Origin of the sequence: Akkermansia sp. RCC_12PD (assembly GCF_036417355.1) — a bacterium.
In the GTDB taxonomy this organism is placed as follows: Bacteria; Verrucomicrobiota; Verrucomicrobiia; order Verrucomicrobiales; family Akkermansiaceae; genus Akkermansia.
This window is the reverse complement of record NZ_CP143889.1, coordinates 600,898-617,240: the sequence shown is the minus strand read 5'-3', so window position 1 is coordinate 617,240 and position 16,343 is coordinate 600,898. Positions and strand designations below refer to the sequence as shown.

The 16,343-nt window shown below is 57.4% G+C and carries 18 protein-coding genes; 13 read left to right on the top strand and 5 right to left on the bottom strand.

Annotation, left to right across the window (positions count from 1 at the left end; genetic code table 11):
- Nucleotides 1-58: 58 nt before the first annotated feature.
- The 5 genes from V3C20_RS02550 (at nucleotide 59) to V3C20_RS02530 (ending at nucleotide 6,448) form a co-directional block, all read left to right on the top strand.
- The gene (locus V3C20_RS02550) at nucleotides 59-1,549 is read left to right on the top strand and encodes a bifunctional heptose 7-phosphate kinase/heptose 1-phosphate adenyltransferase (RefSeq protein WP_130083933.1); all 1,491 of its coding nucleotides are present in this window, start codon (nucleotides 59-61) and stop codon (nucleotides 1,547-1,549) included.
- Nucleotides 1,546-2,115 carry a D-sedoheptulose 7-phosphate isomerase gene (gene gmhA, locus V3C20_RS02545; protein ID WP_130083932.1) on the top strand — a complete coding sequence of 190 codons (570 nt, stop codon included), beginning with the start codon at nucleotides 1,546-1,548 and terminating at the stop codon, nucleotides 2,113-2,115. The genes V3C20_RS02550 and gmhA overlap by 4 nt, the downstream gene beginning before the upstream one ends.
- Nucleotides 2,105-2,611, top strand: coding sequence for an HAD family hydrolase (locus V3C20_RS02540; protein WP_130083931.1), 507 nt, complete (start codon nucleotides 2,105-2,107; stop codon nucleotides 2,609-2,611). Before gmhA ends, V3C20_RS02540 begins: the two co-directional genes overlap by 11 nt.
- 141 nt (nucleotides 2,612-2,752) lie before the next feature.
- A complete protein-coding gene (locus V3C20_RS02535; protein WP_130083930.1) occupies nucleotides 2,753-3,121 on the top strand; it encodes a hypothetical protein in 369 nt (122 codons plus the stop codon).
- A 336-nt stretch (nucleotides 3,122-3,457) separates the two neighbouring features.
- Nucleotides 3,458-6,448 carry a beta-N-acetylglucosaminidase domain-containing protein gene (locus tag V3C20_RS02530; protein WP_161981302.1) on the top strand — a complete coding sequence of 997 codons (2,991 nt, stop codon included), beginning with the start codon at nucleotides 3,458-3,460 and terminating at the stop codon, nucleotides 6,446-6,448.
- Between the two features lie 178 nt (nucleotides 6,449-6,626).
- Here V3C20_RS02530 and V3C20_RS02525 read toward each other — a convergent pair whose 3' ends face one another.
- Entirely contained in the window at nucleotides 6,627-7,271 is a 645-nt protein-coding gene (locus tag V3C20_RS02525; protein WP_130083928.1) for a hypothetical protein, read from the bottom strand.
- A 230-nt stretch (nucleotides 7,272-7,501) separates the two neighbouring features.
- On the opposite strand from V3C20_RS02525, the gene V3C20_RS02520 reads away from it, so the two are divergent.
- Genes V3C20_RS02520 through V3C20_RS02510 form a run of 3 tightly spaced genes read left to right on the top strand, consistent with a single transcriptional unit; the run spans nucleotide 7,502 to nucleotide 10,121 of the window.
- Nucleotides 7,502-8,548: an ABC transporter substrate-binding protein gene (locus V3C20_RS02520; protein ID WP_130083927.1), complete on the top strand. Its 1,047-nt coding sequence runs from the start codon at nucleotides 7,502-7,504 to the stop codon at nucleotides 8,546-8,548.
- On the top strand, nucleotides 8,545-9,333 hold the full coding sequence (locus tag V3C20_RS02515) for an ABC transporter ATP-binding protein (RefSeq protein WP_130083926.1): 789 nt from the start codon (nucleotides 8,545-8,547) through the stop codon (nucleotides 9,331-9,333). The genes V3C20_RS02520 and V3C20_RS02515 overlap by 4 nt, the downstream gene beginning before the upstream one ends.
- Nucleotides 9,330-10,121 carry an ABC transporter permease gene (locus tag V3C20_RS02510; protein ID WP_130083925.1) on the top strand — a complete coding sequence of 264 codons (792 nt, stop codon included), beginning with the start codon at nucleotides 9,330-9,332 and terminating at the stop codon, nucleotides 10,119-10,121. Before V3C20_RS02515 ends, V3C20_RS02510 begins: the two co-directional genes overlap by 4 nt.
- A 58-nt stretch (nucleotides 10,122-10,179) precedes the next feature.
- On the opposite strand, the gene lpxD is transcribed toward V3C20_RS02510, so the two are convergent.
- Both lpxD and V3C20_RS02500 read right to left on the bottom strand, forming a co-directional pair.
- Nucleotides 10,180-11,217 (bottom strand): UDP-3-O-(3-hydroxymyristoyl)glucosamine N-acyltransferase, encoded by a 1,038-nt coding sequence (gene lpxD / locus V3C20_RS02505; RefSeq protein WP_130083924.1) that lies wholly within the window; start codon nucleotides 11,215-11,217, stop codon nucleotides 10,180-10,182.
- Between the two features lie 39 nt (nucleotides 11,218-11,256).
- Nucleotides 11,257-11,853, bottom strand: a complete 597-nt coding sequence (locus V3C20_RS02500) for an OmpH family outer membrane protein (RefSeq protein WP_161981301.1) — start codon at nucleotides 11,851-11,853, stop codon at nucleotides 11,257-11,259.
- Nucleotides 11,854-12,002: 149 nt separating this feature from the next.
- Here V3C20_RS02500 and panC point away from each other — a divergent pair, with 149 nt between their 5' ends.
- Entirely contained in the window at nucleotides 12,003-12,848 is an 846-nt protein-coding gene (panC, locus tag V3C20_RS02495; protein ID WP_130083922.1) for a pantoate--beta-alanine ligase, read from the top strand.
- Nucleotides 12,849-12,878: 30 nt separating this feature from the next.
- Nucleotides 12,879-13,532, top strand: coding sequence for an ABC transporter ATP-binding protein (locus tag V3C20_RS02490; RefSeq protein ID WP_130083921.1), 654 nt, complete (start codon nucleotides 12,879-12,881; stop codon nucleotides 13,530-13,532).
- A gap of 22 nt (nucleotides 13,533-13,554) precedes the next feature.
- On the opposite strand, the gene V3C20_RS02485 is transcribed toward V3C20_RS02490, so the two are convergent.
- Both V3C20_RS02485 and V3C20_RS02480 read right to left on the bottom strand, forming a co-directional pair.
- A complete protein-coding gene (locus V3C20_RS02485; protein WP_330935415.1) occupies nucleotides 13,555-14,145 on the bottom strand; it encodes a M28 family peptidase in 591 nt (196 codons plus the stop codon).
- A complete protein-coding gene (locus tag V3C20_RS02480) occupies nucleotides 14,072-14,542 on the bottom strand; it encodes a M28 family peptidase (protein WP_330935414.1) in 471 nt (156 codons plus the stop codon). The genes V3C20_RS02485 and V3C20_RS02480 overlap by 74 nt, the downstream gene beginning before the upstream one ends.
- A gap of 91 nt (nucleotides 14,543-14,633) precedes the next feature.
- Here V3C20_RS02480 and cdaA point away from each other — a divergent pair, with 91 nt between their 5' ends.
- Genes cdaA through bioD form a run of 3 tightly spaced genes read left to right on the top strand, consistent with a single transcriptional unit; the run spans nucleotide 14,634 to nucleotide 16,208 of the window.
- Nucleotides 14,634-15,425: a diadenylate cyclase CdaA gene (cdaA, locus tag V3C20_RS02475; protein WP_067573885.1), complete on the top strand. Its 792-nt coding sequence runs from the start codon at nucleotides 14,634-14,636 to the stop codon at nucleotides 15,423-15,425.
- Nucleotides 15,403-15,555, top strand: coding sequence for a hypothetical protein (locus V3C20_RS02470; protein WP_153812535.1), 153 nt, complete (start codon nucleotides 15,403-15,405; stop codon nucleotides 15,553-15,555). Before cdaA ends, V3C20_RS02470 begins: the two co-directional genes overlap by 23 nt.
- Nucleotides 15,556-15,566: 11 nt before the next feature.
- The gene (gene bioD, locus V3C20_RS02465; protein ID WP_130083919.1) at nucleotides 15,567-16,208 is read left to right on the top strand and encodes a dethiobiotin synthase; all 642 of its coding nucleotides are present in this window, start codon (nucleotides 15,567-15,569) and stop codon (nucleotides 16,206-16,208) included.
- Nucleotides 16,209-16,343 lie beyond the last annotated feature (135 nt).

Here is a 16,343-nt window from a genome sequence, read left to right as displayed (position 1 = left end):
GGCGGTTTTCAACTGTCCTTGCCTTATCAGGCGGGGCATGGTAGAAAGAAACGTCTCCATGAACCGGCTGCATACATTGATTGATGGATTTCCCCAGGTGAGCATTCTCTGCATCGGGGACGTGATGCTGGACAAGTTTCTGTACGGCAGCGTCACCCGGATTTCTCCGGAGGCACCCGTTCCAATCATGAGGATGGACAGGGAAACGCGCATGCTGGGCGGCGCGGGGAACGTGGTGTCCAATTTGTGCGCTCTGGGGTGCCGGACCACTTTTGTCAGCGTGGTGGGAGACGATGCGAACGGACGGCAGGTGAAGGCTTTTCTGGAAGATACGTGCTGCACCCCTGAGTTGGTGGAGTGCCGGGATTACGAGACGACGGTGAAGATCCGTTTTGTGGCGGGAAAACATCATTTGCTGAGGGCGGACCAGGAGCAGGAGTTGAATATGGCGCCGGAATTGGCCGCGAGGTTTCTGGAACGGGTGGACGCCTGCCTGCCGGACGCCGATCTTGTCCTTTTGTCTGATTATGGCAAGGGCCTGTTTGACGGGGAAACCGCTCCCGCCGTGATTGCCCGGTGCCGTGCGGCCGGAAAGCCCGTCATCGTGGACCCCAAGGGAGCGGATTATTCCCGTTACGGCGGGGCTACTTTGGTGAAGCCGAATATGAAGGAGTTTCAGGAGGCCACGGGAGTCCGTTTGAATCCCTCCGCTCCGGGGTGGGAGAAGGCGGCTCTGGAAGGCGCCGCGAAGTTGTTTGACGAGTTCGGCATTGAGAATTTGCTCGTGACTTTGAGCGAGCACGGGATGATTTTCATTCCTTCTTCCAATCCCGCCGATTTTGTATGCATTCCCACGGAGGCGCGCGAGGTGTTTGACGTATCCGGCGCCGGGGACACGTCCCTGGCCAGCCTGGGAGCGGCCCTGGCGGCGGGCGCCACGGTGCCGGAGGCGCTGGTCGTGTCCAACGTGGCCGCCGGAATCGTGGTGGGCAAGTTCGGCACGGCGAGCGTGACCGGAGGGGAGTTGAAAGAAGCGCTGGAGGAGAAAGCCCGCAAGGTTTCCTCCTGGCATCACCGGAACAATATCCTGACGGCGGAAGCCGCTGCGGAATTGGCGGAACGCTTCCGGAAGGAAAAGAAGGTGGTGGGGTTTACGAATGGCTGTTTCGATCTTCTGCATCTGGGCCACCTGCATTCGTTCATGAAGGCTCGCGAGGCCTGCGACGTGCTTTTTGTGGGGCTGAATACGGATGCGTCCATCAAGCGGCTGAAGGGGGAGGACAGGCCCGTCAATAACGAGGAACTTCGTTCCCTGCTGCTGGCATCTTTGGATTTCATTGATTACGTGGTTCTTTTCGACGAGGATACCGCGCTTCCGCTGATCGAGAAGCTGCGCCCGGACGTGATCGCCAAGGAGGGGTATCCTCTGGAACGCTGGCCGGAAGGGCAGTATGTGGTGTCCTATGGGGGCAGGGCCGTTGAGTTGCCCCGGCTGGAGGGCTTTTCCTCCACCGATATTATCAACCGAATGAAGAAGAGACCGGAATGAGCGATTACATCAAGGAACAGATTTTAGGGATAGCGGACAATTTCAGGGCGCTGGCCGTTTTGTCCGGGGATATTGAAACGGTGGCGCGCGTCTGTACGGACACCCTCCGGGCCGGGAACAAGATCATGTTCTGCGGCAATGGAGGGTCTGCCGCGGATTCCCAGCACCTGGCCGCGGAACTGGTGGGACGCTACAAGTTGAACCGTCCGGCCATGAACGCCCTGGCCCTGACGGTGGATACGTCCATTCTGACCGCCGTCGGGAATGATTACGGGTATGATACCGTGTTTGCCCGGCAACTCGAAGGCGTGGGACGTGCGGGAGATCTGCTGGTGGGGCTTTCTACCAGCGGCAACAGCCGGAATATCGTGCTGGCGATGGAATTGGCGCGGAGCATGGGTATTCGGACCGTAGCCCTTACGGGGCGGGGCGGAGGCGCCATGAAGGAGCAGGCGGATTTCTGCATTGCCGTTCCTTCCGATGCCACGAATAATATTCAGGAGATGCACATTGCCGTGGGCCATCTGGTCTGCGAGCTGGTTGAACAGGAAATGTATGGACGGTAAAGCCCTGTTTCTGGACCGGGACGGTGTGGTGAACGTGGACGGGGGGTATGTGCACCGCATTGAGGATTTCCAACTGGTGCCGGGAATTTTGGAGCTTTGCCGCCGGGCGAAGGAGAAGGGGTATTTGGTGATCGTGGCGACCAACCAGTCCGGCATAGGCCGCGGCATGTTTACGGAAGAGGATTTTTCACGGCTGACGGATTACATGAAGGGGGTGTTCCGCAACGCCGGGGCGGAGATCGCGGACGTGTTCCACTGCCCCAGCGTGGATGACGGGCATCCCGACCGGAAGCCGAATCCGGGCCTGTTTTTGAAAGCCTGTACCGCGCACGGTCTGGATATGGCATCCTGCGTGTCCGTCGGCGACCGGGAACGGGATATTCGGGCAGCCCTTTCCGCCGGCGTGGGACGGAATTTTCTGTTTTCCTCCGGAAATGGGCCGACTTGCGCCACGGCCCGTGTCGGGACTTTAAACGAAGTGGCGGCGTGGTTGTAGTCGGGAATGGTTCCGCAGGTGAAAGGATGCAGGGATTTGTTGCTATGTTTTCCCGTATGCCGTTTCCTGATGCGGCCATGCGGATGTTCTTGTCTTAAAAAACTTTACATGGGAATGAGTACTTTTTATATTTCATAGAGTATGAAAGCCTTGCTGCCCGTTTTATTTTTTGCGCTGGTTTCCGGCCTGTGCGCCGTTGCCAAAACCGAAGATCCAGCCATGCCCGCGAAGGTAGGGAAAAAAGAGGCAGCCTCCCGTATTACTTATAAAGGCGGAGACGGTTCCAGCTTTGAAAAGGCCGTCGTGATCGTTGGCGCAACAAGTTCGATGGATGGTGTCCCTGCCGAAGGGAAATGGCTTAAGAAAAAATACGGGAGTTATGAAAAGCTTCAGCAGGGGCTCGTCCAGCATGAAGGGAAGTCCTATGATGTGATTACGATCAGGACGAAAAAAGGCAAGGAAGTGGTCATCTATTTCGATATTTCCGGATTTTTCCCTGCCAGGGGTTGAAGAAGAACAATTTCTGAGTTCATTTTCAGTATTCCTTTCCGGGGCGGCTGCCTGCCTGGTTCGTTTCCCTCGAATGTGTTTTCGTTTTTTCCGTTTCGGGAATTGACTCCTTCTGCGGCGTGTATGGCGGTACGGACCGGAGTACGCATGGAGGGGACGGGGCCGCAGGAGCGATGCCCGCAGGAATGGGTTCTGTCTTCATGGCACAGTCGTTACGATGGGCAGCTTTCCGTACCGGGGCGAAGTAATTTGACATGCAGGGGTCATCCTGCTAGAAGTGAGGCGATTGGTCCGTATTTACATGGACTTGTCCTGTACAGGCTTTTTTTTACACTTATGAACTTGATTCCCTTCCGATCCATGATGGCGGTCACGGCGCTTGGAGCCGGGCTTGCCCTGCCTCTGTTCGCCCAGTCCTCCTCCTCCACTTCATCCGCGGCCACATCCGGTCACGCGAAAAAAGCGTCCAGGATGCCAGTGTATCCCATTCCCCAGAAGATGACCAGAAGCGGCGGTTCCGTAACGGTTCCCGCGCTGAAGCTGATCGGCGTCAAGGATGCCCCCACCATGAACGCGTTGAAGAGCATGTTCGCGCTGTCTCCGAACGGGTTTCCTGTTCAGATGTCCATCATCAAGGGGAGCAAGAAACCTGCCGGGAATATTCCGCAGAAGGCGGGCGCCTATTCCCTGAGCGTGACGCCGCAGGGAATCCGGATGACGGGGTATGATGACGAGGGCCTGTTTTATGCGGCCCAGACCCTGCTTCAGCTCGCGGAGAAGACGCCTTCCGGCGTGACGGTTCCGCAGGTGGAGGTACTGGACTGGCCGGATGTTCCGTTCCGCGGCACCATTGAAGGCTTTTACGGGCTGCCGTGGGGGCAGGAAGGCCGCATCAGCCAGTTCAAGTTTTACGGGAAGTACAAGATGAATACCTACATCTACGGCCCGAAGGACGACGTGTTCCACGGTTTTTCCAAGAGATGGCGGGAGCCTTATCCGGCGGACATGGCCAAGGATTTGAAAGAACTGGTGAAGATTGCAAAGGAAAACAAGGTGAATTTCGTCTGGGCCGTGCACCCCGGTGCGGATATCCATTGGGGAGAGGCGGACCGGAAGGCGGCAGTGAAGAAGTTTGAGATGATGTATGATTTGGGGTTCCGCTCCTTTGCCGTGTTTTTTGACGACATCGGCGGAGAGGGGGCCAAGCCTGAAGGTCAGGTGGAGTTCCTGAATTATTTGAACAAGGAGTTTATCCACAAGAAGCCGGACGTAACCCCGCTCATCGTGTGTCCCACGGCGTATGCCGGCAACGGCGGCCGTTATCACGAGGTGATGGGGGAACATTTGGATAAGGATATCGGCATTATGTGGACGGGGTCCGGCATCGTAAGCGATATCCGCACCCCGGCCCTGAAGGGCATCAACAAGTTTTTGCAGAGGCCCGCTTTCATCTGGTGGAATTTCCCGGTGACGGATTACGTCCGCCACGCGCTGTTCCTGGGGCGCACCTACGGTGTGGATGCGGACGCGATGCCGTACATGCAGGGGTTCGCCTCCAATCCGATGGACAAGCCGGAGGCCTCCAAGATTTCCCTGTTCAGCGTGGCGAACATGACCTGGAACGCCAAGGCGTATGATTCCGACAAGACGTGGAAGGACAGTATCCGCATTTTGTTCCCCGGCTGCGCCTCCGCCATGCAGACGTTTGCCAACCACAATAGCGACGGCGGTCCGAGCGGGCACAATTACCGCAAGGAGGAGTCCGTGGAGATCGCTCCCGTGGTGGAACAGGTTCTGGACCTGTGCCGCCGCGGCGCGAAGGTGGCGGACAACAAGGCATTTGAACGCCTGAAAGCCGAGTTTGCGAAGATGGCCCAGGCTCCGGACATCATCCGGGCCAAGGCGAACAATCCCGCTTTTGTCGCGGAAGTGGAGCCCTGGCTGATCCAGTTTGAATCGCTCGGCAAGGCGGGGATGAACAGCATGCAGATGCTGGAGGCCACGGAGGCGGGGAATTCCTCCGCGGCATTGAATTACGCCATGGAGGCCGCCTGCCTGCTGGCGGAGATGCAGCGCTACAGCAAGGAGATCAGCAAGGCCATCAATAAACACGTGACGGAGGTGACCAAGAAGAATTCCCCGTGGCAGACGGCTGTCAAGCCGTCCGAACTGGTAATGGCTCCCGCCGTCCGCGAGTTGCTGGACCTGGGGTCCACTCCGGTGCTTTCCCGCGTGAGCGGGCGGGCCGTGGGGCGGGTGAAGCCGTATGTTTCCACCAAGCTAAAGAACGGTATTGAAAAGATGCTGGATGACGATCCCGAGTCCTATTTTTACTGCAAGGAAGTTCAGAAGAAGGGCGACTTTTTCGGCGTGGACCTGGGTGTCCCCCGCGAGATACGCACCGTTTCCATCGTGATGGGCCGGAATGATTCAGACAAGGATGCCGTGAACAAGGGGCAGCTGGAAGTGTCCATGGACGGACAGTCATGGTCGCCCCTGATGCCGGAAACGAGCGGTGTGCGCGTGGAGTACCAGGGCAGCGGGAAAAAAGGCCGCTTTGTGCGCTACCGCGCCACGGTGCAGGGCGTTCCCGGCGGCAAGCCCGACGTGTGGACGGCCATTCGTGATTTCAAGGTGAATGCCCCCGCCGCTCCTTCCGTTCTGACGGACGCTCCTGCTTTCAAGGGAGCCGTGGCCGAGACAGGCGACACGGATATTTCCCTGAAGCGCATCATGGAGGTGCATCCGTTGCCCCCCAGGAAGTCTCTGGGGCTTCAAATTCCTGCCGGCGCGGCTGTGGAGTCCGCGTCCATCAATTTGAAGACGCCGGACATGAAGTGGGCTAAATTGTTTATTTCCATGGACGGGAAGGGCTGGACGGAAGTGCCGCTGAAAGCAGACGGCTCCGCAGAGATCGGCGGTGTGGTGAAAGGTGTGAAACTGGTGAATGCCGGATCATCCCCGCAGGAGGTAACGCTGGAAGAGTTCAAGCTCAACCTTGCCAACAAGGGCAAGAAAGACGGCAACAGCGGTGCGGCCGGCGATTTCAACCTGGCTACGTTTTTGTCTGTGGATTTGTCCCCGGAACGGGTGGAGATTCCCTGTACTTCTCCCCGCGCTAATTCAGCCATTGTTCTGTCGGACGGCAGGGAAGCAACCGTCCAGGCCTGCGGAGCGGACGGCCGCTGGGTTCCCGTTGGCAGCCTGGGCAAGGGCAAGAAAGTGACCACCTTGAATTTGAAGTCCGTCAGGAAGCCGGTCAAGGCTATCGGCCTTACCGGCAAGAAGGATACTTCCGTGAACATTTTTGAGGTGATCTGGAAGTAGTTCAGACTTGGAATGAATTTGGAAAAGAGCTGTTTCACCGGGTGTGAAACAGCTCTTTGACGTTGAGCCGTCCGTGCCATGGCCGCTCCCGTCTTCTCGGCATGGAAGTGACGATGAGGGCAGTGTTCCCCTTTGCCGGGCTGCGGAAGAGTTTTTCCATCGGAAACGGCAAGCATTGTCAGGAGCCGTTTTTGTTTGCCAGGTGCATGCAGGCCAGGATGGCGGCGATGATGGCCAGGGGGCCCAGAAGGTCCGCGTATCCAATTATTCCGGTGTTGATGGGGGCCAAGCAGAGCAGGAACCACCAGGCGAGCGCCAGCAGACGCAGGATGGGTGAAATTCCGGCGCTGGAAAGGGATACATAGATGAGCAGGCTCCAGAAGGTGGAGAAGCGGGGCAGCGTAATGAGCCATTCGCAGTGGCCGTCTGCGGGCCATGCAAGCGTGCCATAGTGCCCTGTCAGGGGAAGGTCTCCCCATGAACCGTCCGCAGGAAGCGACAGGTCCAGCAGCAGGCACAGCGCCAGTCCCGCATACGCGGCAATCATCAGAGCCCTCCATTGGGACCCCGTACGAGGGACGAGGCACAGGAATGCCGGAACAAGGATGAAGGGGGTAAGCTCCAGAGCCGCTATCCAGGGGGAGAAGGAGGGGCCGACTTCCACCACATTGTTTCCTGCCTGCGGCACAGCAGACAGAATACCCCAGTAAAGGAGCAGCAGAAGGGTGCATCTGTATTTGACGGCGGGGCGCACCCGTCCGTCCCCGGGCGGAGGCAGGTTGAGCCATGCTCCGAAATGCGGCTGGTGCGTTTTGTTCGGCATAGAGGGGCAAATAGCGCTTTTTTGTAGCGGGAACGCACGTCCTTGTCAATAGACCGGATTTTGCGGGTTGCAGAATGGGGGAGTTTTTCAACAGAATCGGCAATCCGGCTGTCCATTGTGAAAAAGTCGTCACATGCGGAAACTTGCCGCAGATGTCTTTTTCTGCTAGTCGGAGCCTGAAAGGGTGCGGCCAAGATGCCGTGAGCCTGCAACCATTTTTTTGATATCCCATGTTTTTTTCAAGATTTCCTTTGTTGTTTCTGGCCGCCTCCCTCTGCCTGCCTCTCGTTTCCTGCCGGGACGGGAAGGAGGAGGATGCGAATGTGATTGAATTGAATTTCGGTCATTTCCCGAATGTGACCCACGTGCAGGGTCTGGTGGCCCATCATTTTTCCCGACAGGGGAACGGGTGGTTTGAAGAGCGCGTGAAGAAGGCTACCGGGAAAGATGTCAGGATCAACTGGTATGTGTACAACGCAGGACCCAGCGCCATGGAGGCGGTATTTGCCCGGTCCATTGAGCTGACGTATGTGGGACCCAGTCCAGCCATCAACGCGTTTGTCCGCTCCCGCGGCCAGGATATCAGGATGATCGCCGGAGCTGTAGAAGGAGGAGCCTCCCTGGTGGTGCCGGAGGATTCCTCCCTGAAGGAACCGCAGGATTTCCGCGGCAAGGTGATAGCCACGCCCCAGCTTGGCAATACGCAGGATGTTTCCGCCCGCGCTTGGTTTTCCCGAGGCGGCCTGCACGTGACGCAGCGCGGTGGAGACGTGAAGATTCTTCCTACGCCTAATCCGGAACAGTTGAGCCTGTTCCGCCAGGGGAAGCTGGACGGTGTCTGGACGGTGGAGCCCTGGGTGAGCCGTTTAGTGATGATGGCCAAAGGAAGGGTGCTGGTGAACGAGGAGGATTCCATAGCAACGGTATTGGTGTGCGGGGCTGATTTTTTGAAGGAGAAGCCCGAAGTAGCGCAGGCCGTCGTGAAGGCGCATGAAGAGCTGAACCAGTGGATACGGGAGAATCCGGAGGAGGCCCAGGCCATTGTGGTGAAGGAATTGGAGGAGCTTACCCATTCCAAGGTTGAACCGGAATTGATTGCCCGGGCATGGAAGAGCATTCATATGAAGGACAAGATTTTCATCCCCAAGTTGCAGCAGTTTGTGCAGGACGCCTATCATGCCGGATTCATGAAGGAGGTTCCCGACGTTTCCGGCCTGGTGACACCGGAGGCGGTAGAGGAGAAACAGTTGGCCATGAAGGAGGAAACGCAGGGATGATTATGGGAGAAGAGCATTGCGGGCCGGGCGGATGCAAGCTGCGCATCGCCGGAGTGTCCAAGGTGTTTGAAGGACGGCGGGGGAAGGTGGAGGCCCTGGAGGGCATCAACCTGAATATCAAGGCCGGGGAGTTCGTTTGCCTGGTAGGCCCCAGCGGCTGCGGAAAGACTACTTTGCTGAATATTATCGCCGGGCTTGAGTTCCCCTCTTCCGGCACGGTGGAACTGGACGGTGTTCCCGTGAGCGGGCCGGGCCGGGACCGTACTGTGATGTTTCAGGAGTCCGCCCTGTTTCCGTGGCTGGACGTGCTGGGGAATGTGATGTTCGGCCTGAAGCTGGTGCCCGGTTTGACGCGCGGCGCGCGCATGGCCATTGCAGAGAAGAATCTGGAGCTGGTGGGGCTCCAGGATTGCATGCACGCCCACATTCACGAGCTTTCCGGGGGAATGAAGCAGCGCGTGGCCCTGGCCCGTGCTCTGGCGACGAATCCACGCATTTTGCTGATGGACGAACCGTTCGGCGCGTTGGACGCCATGACCCGGGAACAGCTTTATCAGGATATTCAGGATATTCACCTCAGGTGGGGCATGACGATCATTTTTGTTACCCACAATATGCGGGAAGCCGTGTGCCTGGGAGACCGCGTGATTTTGTTCACTCCGCATCCGGGACGAATCTGCGAGGAGTATTCCGTGGATCTGCCTCATCCCAGGGATATCAACAGCCAGGATCTGGCCTTGCTGTCGTCCCGCATCACCCGTGATTTGAAAGGAGCTGCGAAATGAACAGGAACAGATGGTCAAAATGGGGAGCCCACGCATGTTCTCTCGTGTTTTTCATTGTCGTCATCTGGGTATGGCAGTATTTGAGTGACGAGCAGGTTTGGAAACCTTATTTGTTTCCCTCTCCGCTGGAGGTGTGGGAATATCTGCGCTCGTCCTTTGCGGACGGAGCTCTGGAAGAAGCTTCCTGGATTACGGTGAAGCGGCTGGGACTGGGGTACGGCATTGGCCTGGTGATGGGGATTCCCCTCGGCATGCTGTGTTCCCGATTCCAGTTGATGCAGAATACGCTGGGTCTGGTTTCCCTGGGGTTTCAGGCTCTGCCCAGCGTATGCTGGGTTCCTCTGGCTACCCTGTGGTTCGGGCAGACGGAGTCCGCCATGCTGTTTGTGGTGATTATGGGAACCCTGTGGTCCGTCATTCTAGCTACGGCCAACGGCATGCGGAACGTGCCGCCCATTTATGCCAGGGCCGCCCGCACGATGGGCGCCGGGCCCATTTACTGCCTGATCCACGTCACCTTGCCCGCTTCCGCCCCGTTTGTGGTGAGCGGCATGAAGCAGGGCTGGGCCTTTGCGTGGCGTTCCCTGATGGCTGCGGAAATTTTCGTGCCCATTCTGACCGGGTTCGGCCTGGGTCAGCTTCTGCATTATGGGCGTGAGCTGAACGCGATGGATCAGGTAGTGGGCATTATGTTCGTGATTGTGGTGATAGGACTCCTGTCGGACAAGATTCTGTTTTCTCCCTTGGAACGGTTTCTTCACCGCCGCTGGGGAACGGGCCAGGCCTGAAGTGTTGTTTTCAGAGACGTTTTTCTGAGGCTCCGTCCCCGGGCTGTCCTGTTCCCTGCTAGTTTCCGGATGAGTCCAGTTTCCTTTTGAGGGAATGGACTTCCTTGACGAGGGCCGGGAGCTTCCTGAGGGCCGCAAATTGGCGGCAAGCGTCCTTGAAGGGGGAGGCGGGAGTACCCCAGTAGGCAGCGTTTTCCGGAATGTTCGCCGTAACACCCGTTTGTGCCGCCAGCGTGGATCTGGAACCAACCTTGAGATGGCCGGCAATGCCTACCTGGGCTGCGATGGTGACGTAGTCCCCCACATGCGTGCTGCCGGCAATTCCGGACAGTGCGACAATGATGCAATGCTTGCCCACCACGACGTTGTGTCCGATCTGGACGAGATTGTCTATTTTAGTCCCTTCCCCGATGACGGTGCGGCCGAACCGGGCGCGGTCAATCGTTGTGTTGGCTCCTATGTCCACATCGTCCTCCAGTTCCACAATGCCTACCTGGTCGATGCCCACATAGCGGCCATTATCTCCCATTAGGAAGCCGAAGCCGTCGGAACCGATGACGGCGCCAGGCTGGATGGTGACGCGACTGCCGAGCTTGCAGCGTTCGCGGATGGTGACATTGGCGTGCAAGCGGCAGTTTTCCCCCATCGTGACACCGTCACCGATCTGACATCCGTTGCCTATGTCCGTGCCGTCGCCGATTTCGCAGTGTGCGCCGATGCAGGTGTAAGCCCCCACGCGGACCTTGTCCGGATTGATTTTCGCTGAAGGGTCGATGACGGCCGAGGGATGGATGCCGGGCACGAATTTATAGGATGAAGCCTTGAAGTATTTGACCAGGGCGTTGAAGGCCATGGAAGGATTGGCTACTTCCACAAATGCGACGTTTTCAGGATATTTGGGCAGTCCCGGAGGCACCAGGACAATTCCCGCGGAAGTATGCAGAAAATCTTCAAAGTATTTCTCGTTGCCCAGGAAGGAGGCTTCCTCCGGGGTGGCGTCGAGAAGAGAAGCGACCCCGAACACATTCAGTTCGGGATCGCCGGAGAGGATTGTTCCCCCGGTGAGGGCGGCCACGGCTTCAAGTGAAAGCTTCATGCGGATATGATTCCGCCTTCCCGGGGGCAATGTCAAGGGTTACTTGGCCGGAGCCGCAGGCGCGGCGGGAACGGCCGGTGTCTTTTTCTTGGTAGGATCAAAGCCCGCGGGCGCATCCTTGTTGAGTTCCTTCATCACGGTGGGGGTGATGTCCATGCTGGGCTTGGTGTAAACGAAGACGTTGTTGGAACGGAGAGCCTGGGCGCTCTTGTCCAGAACAAGGTCATAGTTGCTCTTGGTGGCGATGCCTTCCGCAACCTTGGTGATTTCACCCATGATGTTGGTGGAACGCAGTTTCATTTGTTCCTGAAGGGATTTGAGCTGGCGCTCCACAAAAGTGCGGCGTTCCTGTTCCAGGGCAATCGCCTGCTGGCGCGTGATCTGGGCTTTCTGTTCCAGGTCTTTTTTGTCCTTTTCATTCAGGGAAGGGTCCTGGAGCTTTTTGACCATTTCGGTGAAATCGGCTTCCATCTTCTTGATGCTTTCCGCACGGGTGTTGTTATCCTGCTGGACCGCCTGCGCCGCCTTGTCCACTTCCGCCTGGGCTTCATGCGTTTTGTAGTAGTCGGCAAAGAGTTTCTGCACGTCCACTGTAGCTACTTTCAGTTCGGCGTTGGCAGTGGCGCTGAATGCCATTGCAGCGGATACACATAATGCTGTTTTGAAGAATCTCATAATTTTTAGCGTCTTCTGACTTTGCCAGTTTACATGTGGAATGGCATGCGTCAATCTTCTAGCCATATTTCAGGATTGAACTTTTGTCATCATGAGGCCACTTTATGCGCATGCAAACTTTTTCGACCAAGGCTCAGTTGAAGGGAGCCCTGTCCAAACACCGCCGGCAGAATGATCCCGTTGTTCTCGTTCCCACGATGGGGGCTCTCCACAGCGGCCACCGTTCCCTGCTGGAGCAGGCCAGGAAGCTGGCCGGGGAGGACGGCGTAGTGGTAGCCAGCATTTTCGTCAACCCCATCCAGTTCAATAACACTTCCGACTTGCTGACCTACCCCCGCACTCCGGAGAAGGACCTGGAGTTGTGCGAAGCCGCCGGAGTGGATTACGTGTTTTCCCCGGCTCCGGAAGAGATGTATGCTGGAGAGCGCAGCATCAGCGTGGAGGAAGGTTTTTTGTCCACTACGCTGTGCGGGGCGTCACGGCCGGGACATTTTTCCGGAGTTTGCACGGTTTTGGCCAAACTTTTCAACCTGGTGCAGCCTACGGACGCCATCTTCGGGAAGAAGGATTACCAGCAACTGGCAATTATCCGCCGCATGGTGCGCGACCTGGATATTCCGGTGCGCATCCACGGTGCGGAGATCGTGCGGCATGAGAACGGCCTTGCCTATTCTTCCCGGAACGCCCGGCTGTCTCCGGAGCAGAAGGAACAGGCCGTCGTGATACGGAAGGCCATGCTCCAGGCCAGGGACGAGTTCAGGTACGGGACGGGAGTCCGGGAAGTGAAGGATCATGCCGCCGCGGTGATTGAAGCCGTTCCCGGCACGCGGATCGACTACCTGGAGATTGTGGACGCGGAGACCATGCAGCCCCTGGAGGGGAACCGGGAGCCGGCCCTGATGGCCGCCGCCGTGTATTTCGGCGACGTGCGTCTTATCGACAATATAGAACTTTAATCCGGCAGCCATTTCGTTATACTGAATTCCGTGATTACCGCCGCCAACCTCCACCGCAGCTATTCCATCGGCAAGAAGTCCATTGAGATTCTGCACGGGGTGAACCTGCACATTGCCGCCGGGGAAAAGGTGTTCCTGTGCGGTCCCAGCGGTGCCGGGAAGACGACGCTGATGTATACGCTCGCCGGTCTGGAAACACCCCAGGAGGGCAAAGTGACGATCAACGGCACGGATATTTACTCCCTGTCTGCCACGGGGCGCTCCATTTTCCGCAACAGGAACATGGGGTTCATTTTCCAGAACTATTTGCTCATGCCGGAATTGACGGCCCTGGAAAACGCCTGCCTGGCTTCCTCCATCGGTAAAAGGCCGCGCATGGAGTATGTCACGGAACTGATGGACCGTGTGGGCCTGTCCCACCGCCTGAATCATCTGCCGGGCGAATTGAGCGGCGGAGAACAACAGCGTGTAGCCATTGCACGTGCGCTCGCGAATGACGCCCCCATCATTTTTGCGGATGAACCTACCGGGAATCTGGACAGGAAGAATGGCGCGGAAGTCCTTGATCTTTTGTTCGGTCTGGCGGACGAGTCCCGCAAAACACTGGTGATCGTGACTCATGACGAACACCTGGCCCGGCGGGGCGACCGCATCATCACGATTATGGACGGCCAGGCCGTTTGACGCCGAGCACGGCGCGGGGACTTTATTTTTCTTCCGCCGCCAGATGCAGAACGGCCTGGTGGACGCCGCAGACCACTTGGGCCATGCGGCGGTAGTCCAGCGTTTCCGGAAGGTCTCCGGGCTGGTGGTAGTTCGGGTTGCGGAAGAAGGACGTGTCCGTGATCATCACGGCAGGCATGTCTTTAGCCCAGAAGTTGCGGTGGTCGGAGAAGTCCATGCACATGCCCTTGATCTGCGGCAGGTTGAGTCGGACGGTGGGAAGGAAGGGACGCATGCTTTTCTGGATGTCGCGGCCCAGCCTGACGCTGTTCCAGTTGCCTACGATGGCGATGAAGTTTCCCTTGTCCGGATACAGCGTCCCCATGCCGGGCCCCGGATAGGTCTGGCTGTTTTCCTTGTCGGAGAAGTAGCCGATCATTTCCAGGCAGATCATGGCTTTGACGCCTATTTGTTCCGTGTAAAGCTTCCGGGCGTGCTGCGCGCTTCCCATGTGTTCCGTGGCAAAGTACGGGGGTTCCTCGTTGGCGTAGGCGATGAGCTCAATGGTGTATTGGGGGGGATATGCCTTTAAGCATGCGCCCCAGGGCCAGCAGCCCGGCCACGCCGCTGGCATTGTCGTCCGCCCCGGGCGTGTCCCCGCAGGTATCATAGTGTGCTCCTACGATGACTCTTTTGGCTGATTTTCCGGGGAAGACGGCACTGACGTTGACGAAGGGACGCTTGTCCGCGGAGAAAGGCTGATAGGTGACTTTGGCTCCGGAGTCCGCCAGGGAACGGGCAATGTATTCTACGGCTTTGGCCTGGTTTTTTTCATAGCCGGCCGGACGGGGATGGCAGGTTTTCGCCAGGTAACGGACGTCTTTTTTCAGTTCTCTTTCCAGTCCGGGCCGCACGGTGGAGGCTGGTGCCGTTTCGTCCCCGGGCGTGGTGCAGTGGGAGATGATGCAACCCGTGGAGATGGAGAGGATGAGCGCAGCGGATAGCAGAGAGGGAAATATCCGGAATTTCATGGTGCGCTTATAGCAGTTTTCATTTTGCGTAGCAACAGGGAAGGAAAGGATCGGTGTTGCAATCATCTGGGTTGTTGTGTAGCTTGTGCCCATGTGGGACTGGATTGTGATCAAGGATGCGCTCAGGGCGATCGTTGAAATTTTCATCCTGTGGGTGTTCCTGTATCAGATTTACCGTGCCTTCCATGCGACGCGCGGCGCCCGCATTATGGTAGGGCTGTTCGCCTGTTTCCTGGCCCTGGTGGTACTGGCCTTTTTCTTCCAGTTGAACGTCATTTCATGGATCCTGACGCGCATTTTCGCTCCGGGCCTGGCGCTGGCGCTGGTGGTGATTTTCCAGCCGGAATTGCGCGTAGGGCTGGCGAAGCTGGGTAGCCATCCGTTTTTCTCCTCCTTCGCCAAGCTTCAGAGGGTGGACTTCCTGGACAATTTCTGCAAGGCAGTGAGCAAGCTTTCCAATCAGCGGTTCGGCGCCCTGTTCGCCTTTGAGCGGAGTATCAGCATGAAGCCCATTGAAGATTCCGGCGTGAAGCTGGACGCCATTTTTTCCCCGGAACTGGCCCTGACTATTTTTCATACGAAAACCGCTCTTCACGATGGAGGAGTGGTTATTTCCGGCGACCGGATTTCTGCTGCCGCCTGCGTGTTCCCTGTTTCCCAGAAGGAGATGAGCGACCGTACCCTGGGGCTGCGGCACCGTGCCGGCGTAGGCATGTCTGAGGAAAGCGATTGTGTGGTGGTGGTGGTTTCCGAAGAAACGGGAGCCATTGCCCTGGCCGTGGGCGGCAAGCTGGAGCGCAACCTGACTCCGGAACAGTTGAAGGCCCGTCTTGAAGAGCTTCTGAATATTTCTCCTTCCAATGAAAAAACTGCTATTGCTTAACTGGCCTGCCAAGTTGTTCTGCCTGGTGTTGGCCGTCATCATCTGGTCTTTCATCAACCATTGGGTGACTACTAATGATGCCGCACCGTCCCGCGCGCAACTGGAGGAGATCAGAAGATCCCATCCCTGAAGCTTACCGTCATGAGGAATTTTATCGTTACCGGAACTGATACGGAGATAGGCAAAACTTATGTAAGCTGCCTGATTGTGAAGGCCCTGAGAGAACGGGGCGTGAACGCCGCAGGATTCAAGCCCGTGGCCTGCGGAGACAGGCAGGATGCCCGGCTTCTGCGGGAGGCAGGGCCGGAAGGCCTGACGCTGGATGAGTTGAATCCCGTGTTTTTGAAGAATGCCACCTGCCCCTATGTGGCTGCCAAGCTGGAGAATACACAGGTGGATGAAGACGCTATCCGCCGCGCTTATGAGGCTTTGGCCGCCGCGCATGAGTGTGTGCTGGTGGAAGGCGTGGGCGGTTGGGAGGTGCCGATCGCGGCAGGCCGGAATTTCAGCGACATGGCTGCGGATTTCCATCTTCCCATTCTTCTGGTGATCGGCAACAAGCTGGGAGCCATCAATCATGCTCTGCTGACGCTGAATGCGATCAAGGCGCGCGGTCTGGAATGCCTGGGTATTGTGTTTAATAACGTGAAGGATGAGTGGGATACCGCTTGCGTTACGAACAGGAGCATGGTGGAGGAGTTTTCCGACGCGCCCATTCTCGGGGAACTGATCCACGGGCAGGATTTCATGGATATTGACGCCCTTCTGGAACGTTTGCGCTAGGCATGGCTGCGGTTTTACGGGATGGAGGGAATGCTCTTTCCTTTCCGTCCGTTTCAAGCGTTGAAATGCAGCGTGGAGTATCCGGCATGCAGTGTTAAAAGACCAGAAGAAAGGGGTATTTTTTACTCCACAAGG

Coding starts and splice junctions, on each gene's coding strand:
- V3C20_RS02550 (WP_130083933.1), top strand. CDS start 59: ATGAACCGGCTGCATACATTGATTGATGGATTTCCCCAGGTGAGCATT.
- gmhA (WP_130083932.1), top strand. CDS start 1,546: ATGAGCGATTACATCAAGGAACAGATTTTAGGGATAGCGGACAATTTC.
- V3C20_RS02540 (WP_130083931.1), top strand. CDS start 2,105: ATGGACGGTAAAGCCCTGTTTCTGGACCGGGACGGTGTGGTGAACGTG.
- V3C20_RS02535 (WP_130083930.1), top strand. CDS start 2,753: ATGAAAGCCTTGCTGCCCGTTTTATTTTTTGCGCTGGTTTCCGGCCTG.
- V3C20_RS02530 (WP_161981302.1), top strand. CDS start 3,458: ATGAACTTGATTCCCTTCCGATCCATGATGGCGGTCACGGCGCTTGGA.
- V3C20_RS02525 (WP_130083928.1), bottom strand. CDS start 7,271: ATGCCGAACAAAACGCACCAGCCGCATTTCGGAGCATGGCTCAACCTG.
- V3C20_RS02520 (WP_130083927.1), top strand. CDS start 7,502: ATGTTTTTTTCAAGATTTCCTTTGTTGTTTCTGGCCGCCTCCCTCTGC.
- V3C20_RS02515 (WP_130083926.1), top strand. CDS start 8,545: ATGATTATGGGAGAAGAGCATTGCGGGCCGGGCGGATGCAAGCTGCGC.
- V3C20_RS02510 (WP_130083925.1), top strand. CDS start 9,330: ATGAACAGGAACAGATGGTCAAAATGGGGAGCCCACGCATGTTCTCTC.
- lpxD (WP_130083924.1), bottom strand. CDS start 11,217: ATGAAGCTTTCACTTGAAGCCGTGGCCGCCCTCACCGGGGGAACAATC.
- V3C20_RS02500 (WP_161981301.1), bottom strand. CDS start 11,853: ATGGCATTCAGCGCCACTGCCAACGCCGAACTGAAAGTAGCTACAGTG.
- panC (WP_130083922.1), top strand. CDS start 12,003: ATGCAAACTTTTTCGACCAAGGCTCAGTTGAAGGGAGCCCTGTCCAAA.
- V3C20_RS02485 (WP_330935415.1), bottom strand. CDS start 14,145: ATGCCAGCGGCGTGGCCGGGCTGCTGGCCCTGGGGCGCATGCTTAAAG.
- V3C20_RS02480 (WP_330935414.1), bottom strand. CDS start 14,542: ATGAAATTCCGGATATTTCCCTCTCTGCTATCCGCTGCGCTCATCCTC.
- cdaA (WP_067573885.1), top strand. CDS start 14,634: ATGTGGGACTGGATTGTGATCAAGGATGCGCTCAGGGCGATCGTTGAA.
- V3C20_RS02470 (WP_153812535.1), top strand. CDS start 15,403: ATGAAAAAACTGCTATTGCTTAACTGGCCTGCCAAGTTGTTCTGCCTG.
- bioD (WP_130083919.1), top strand. CDS start 15,567: ATGAGGAATTTTATCGTTACCGGAACTGATACGGAGATAGGCAAAACT.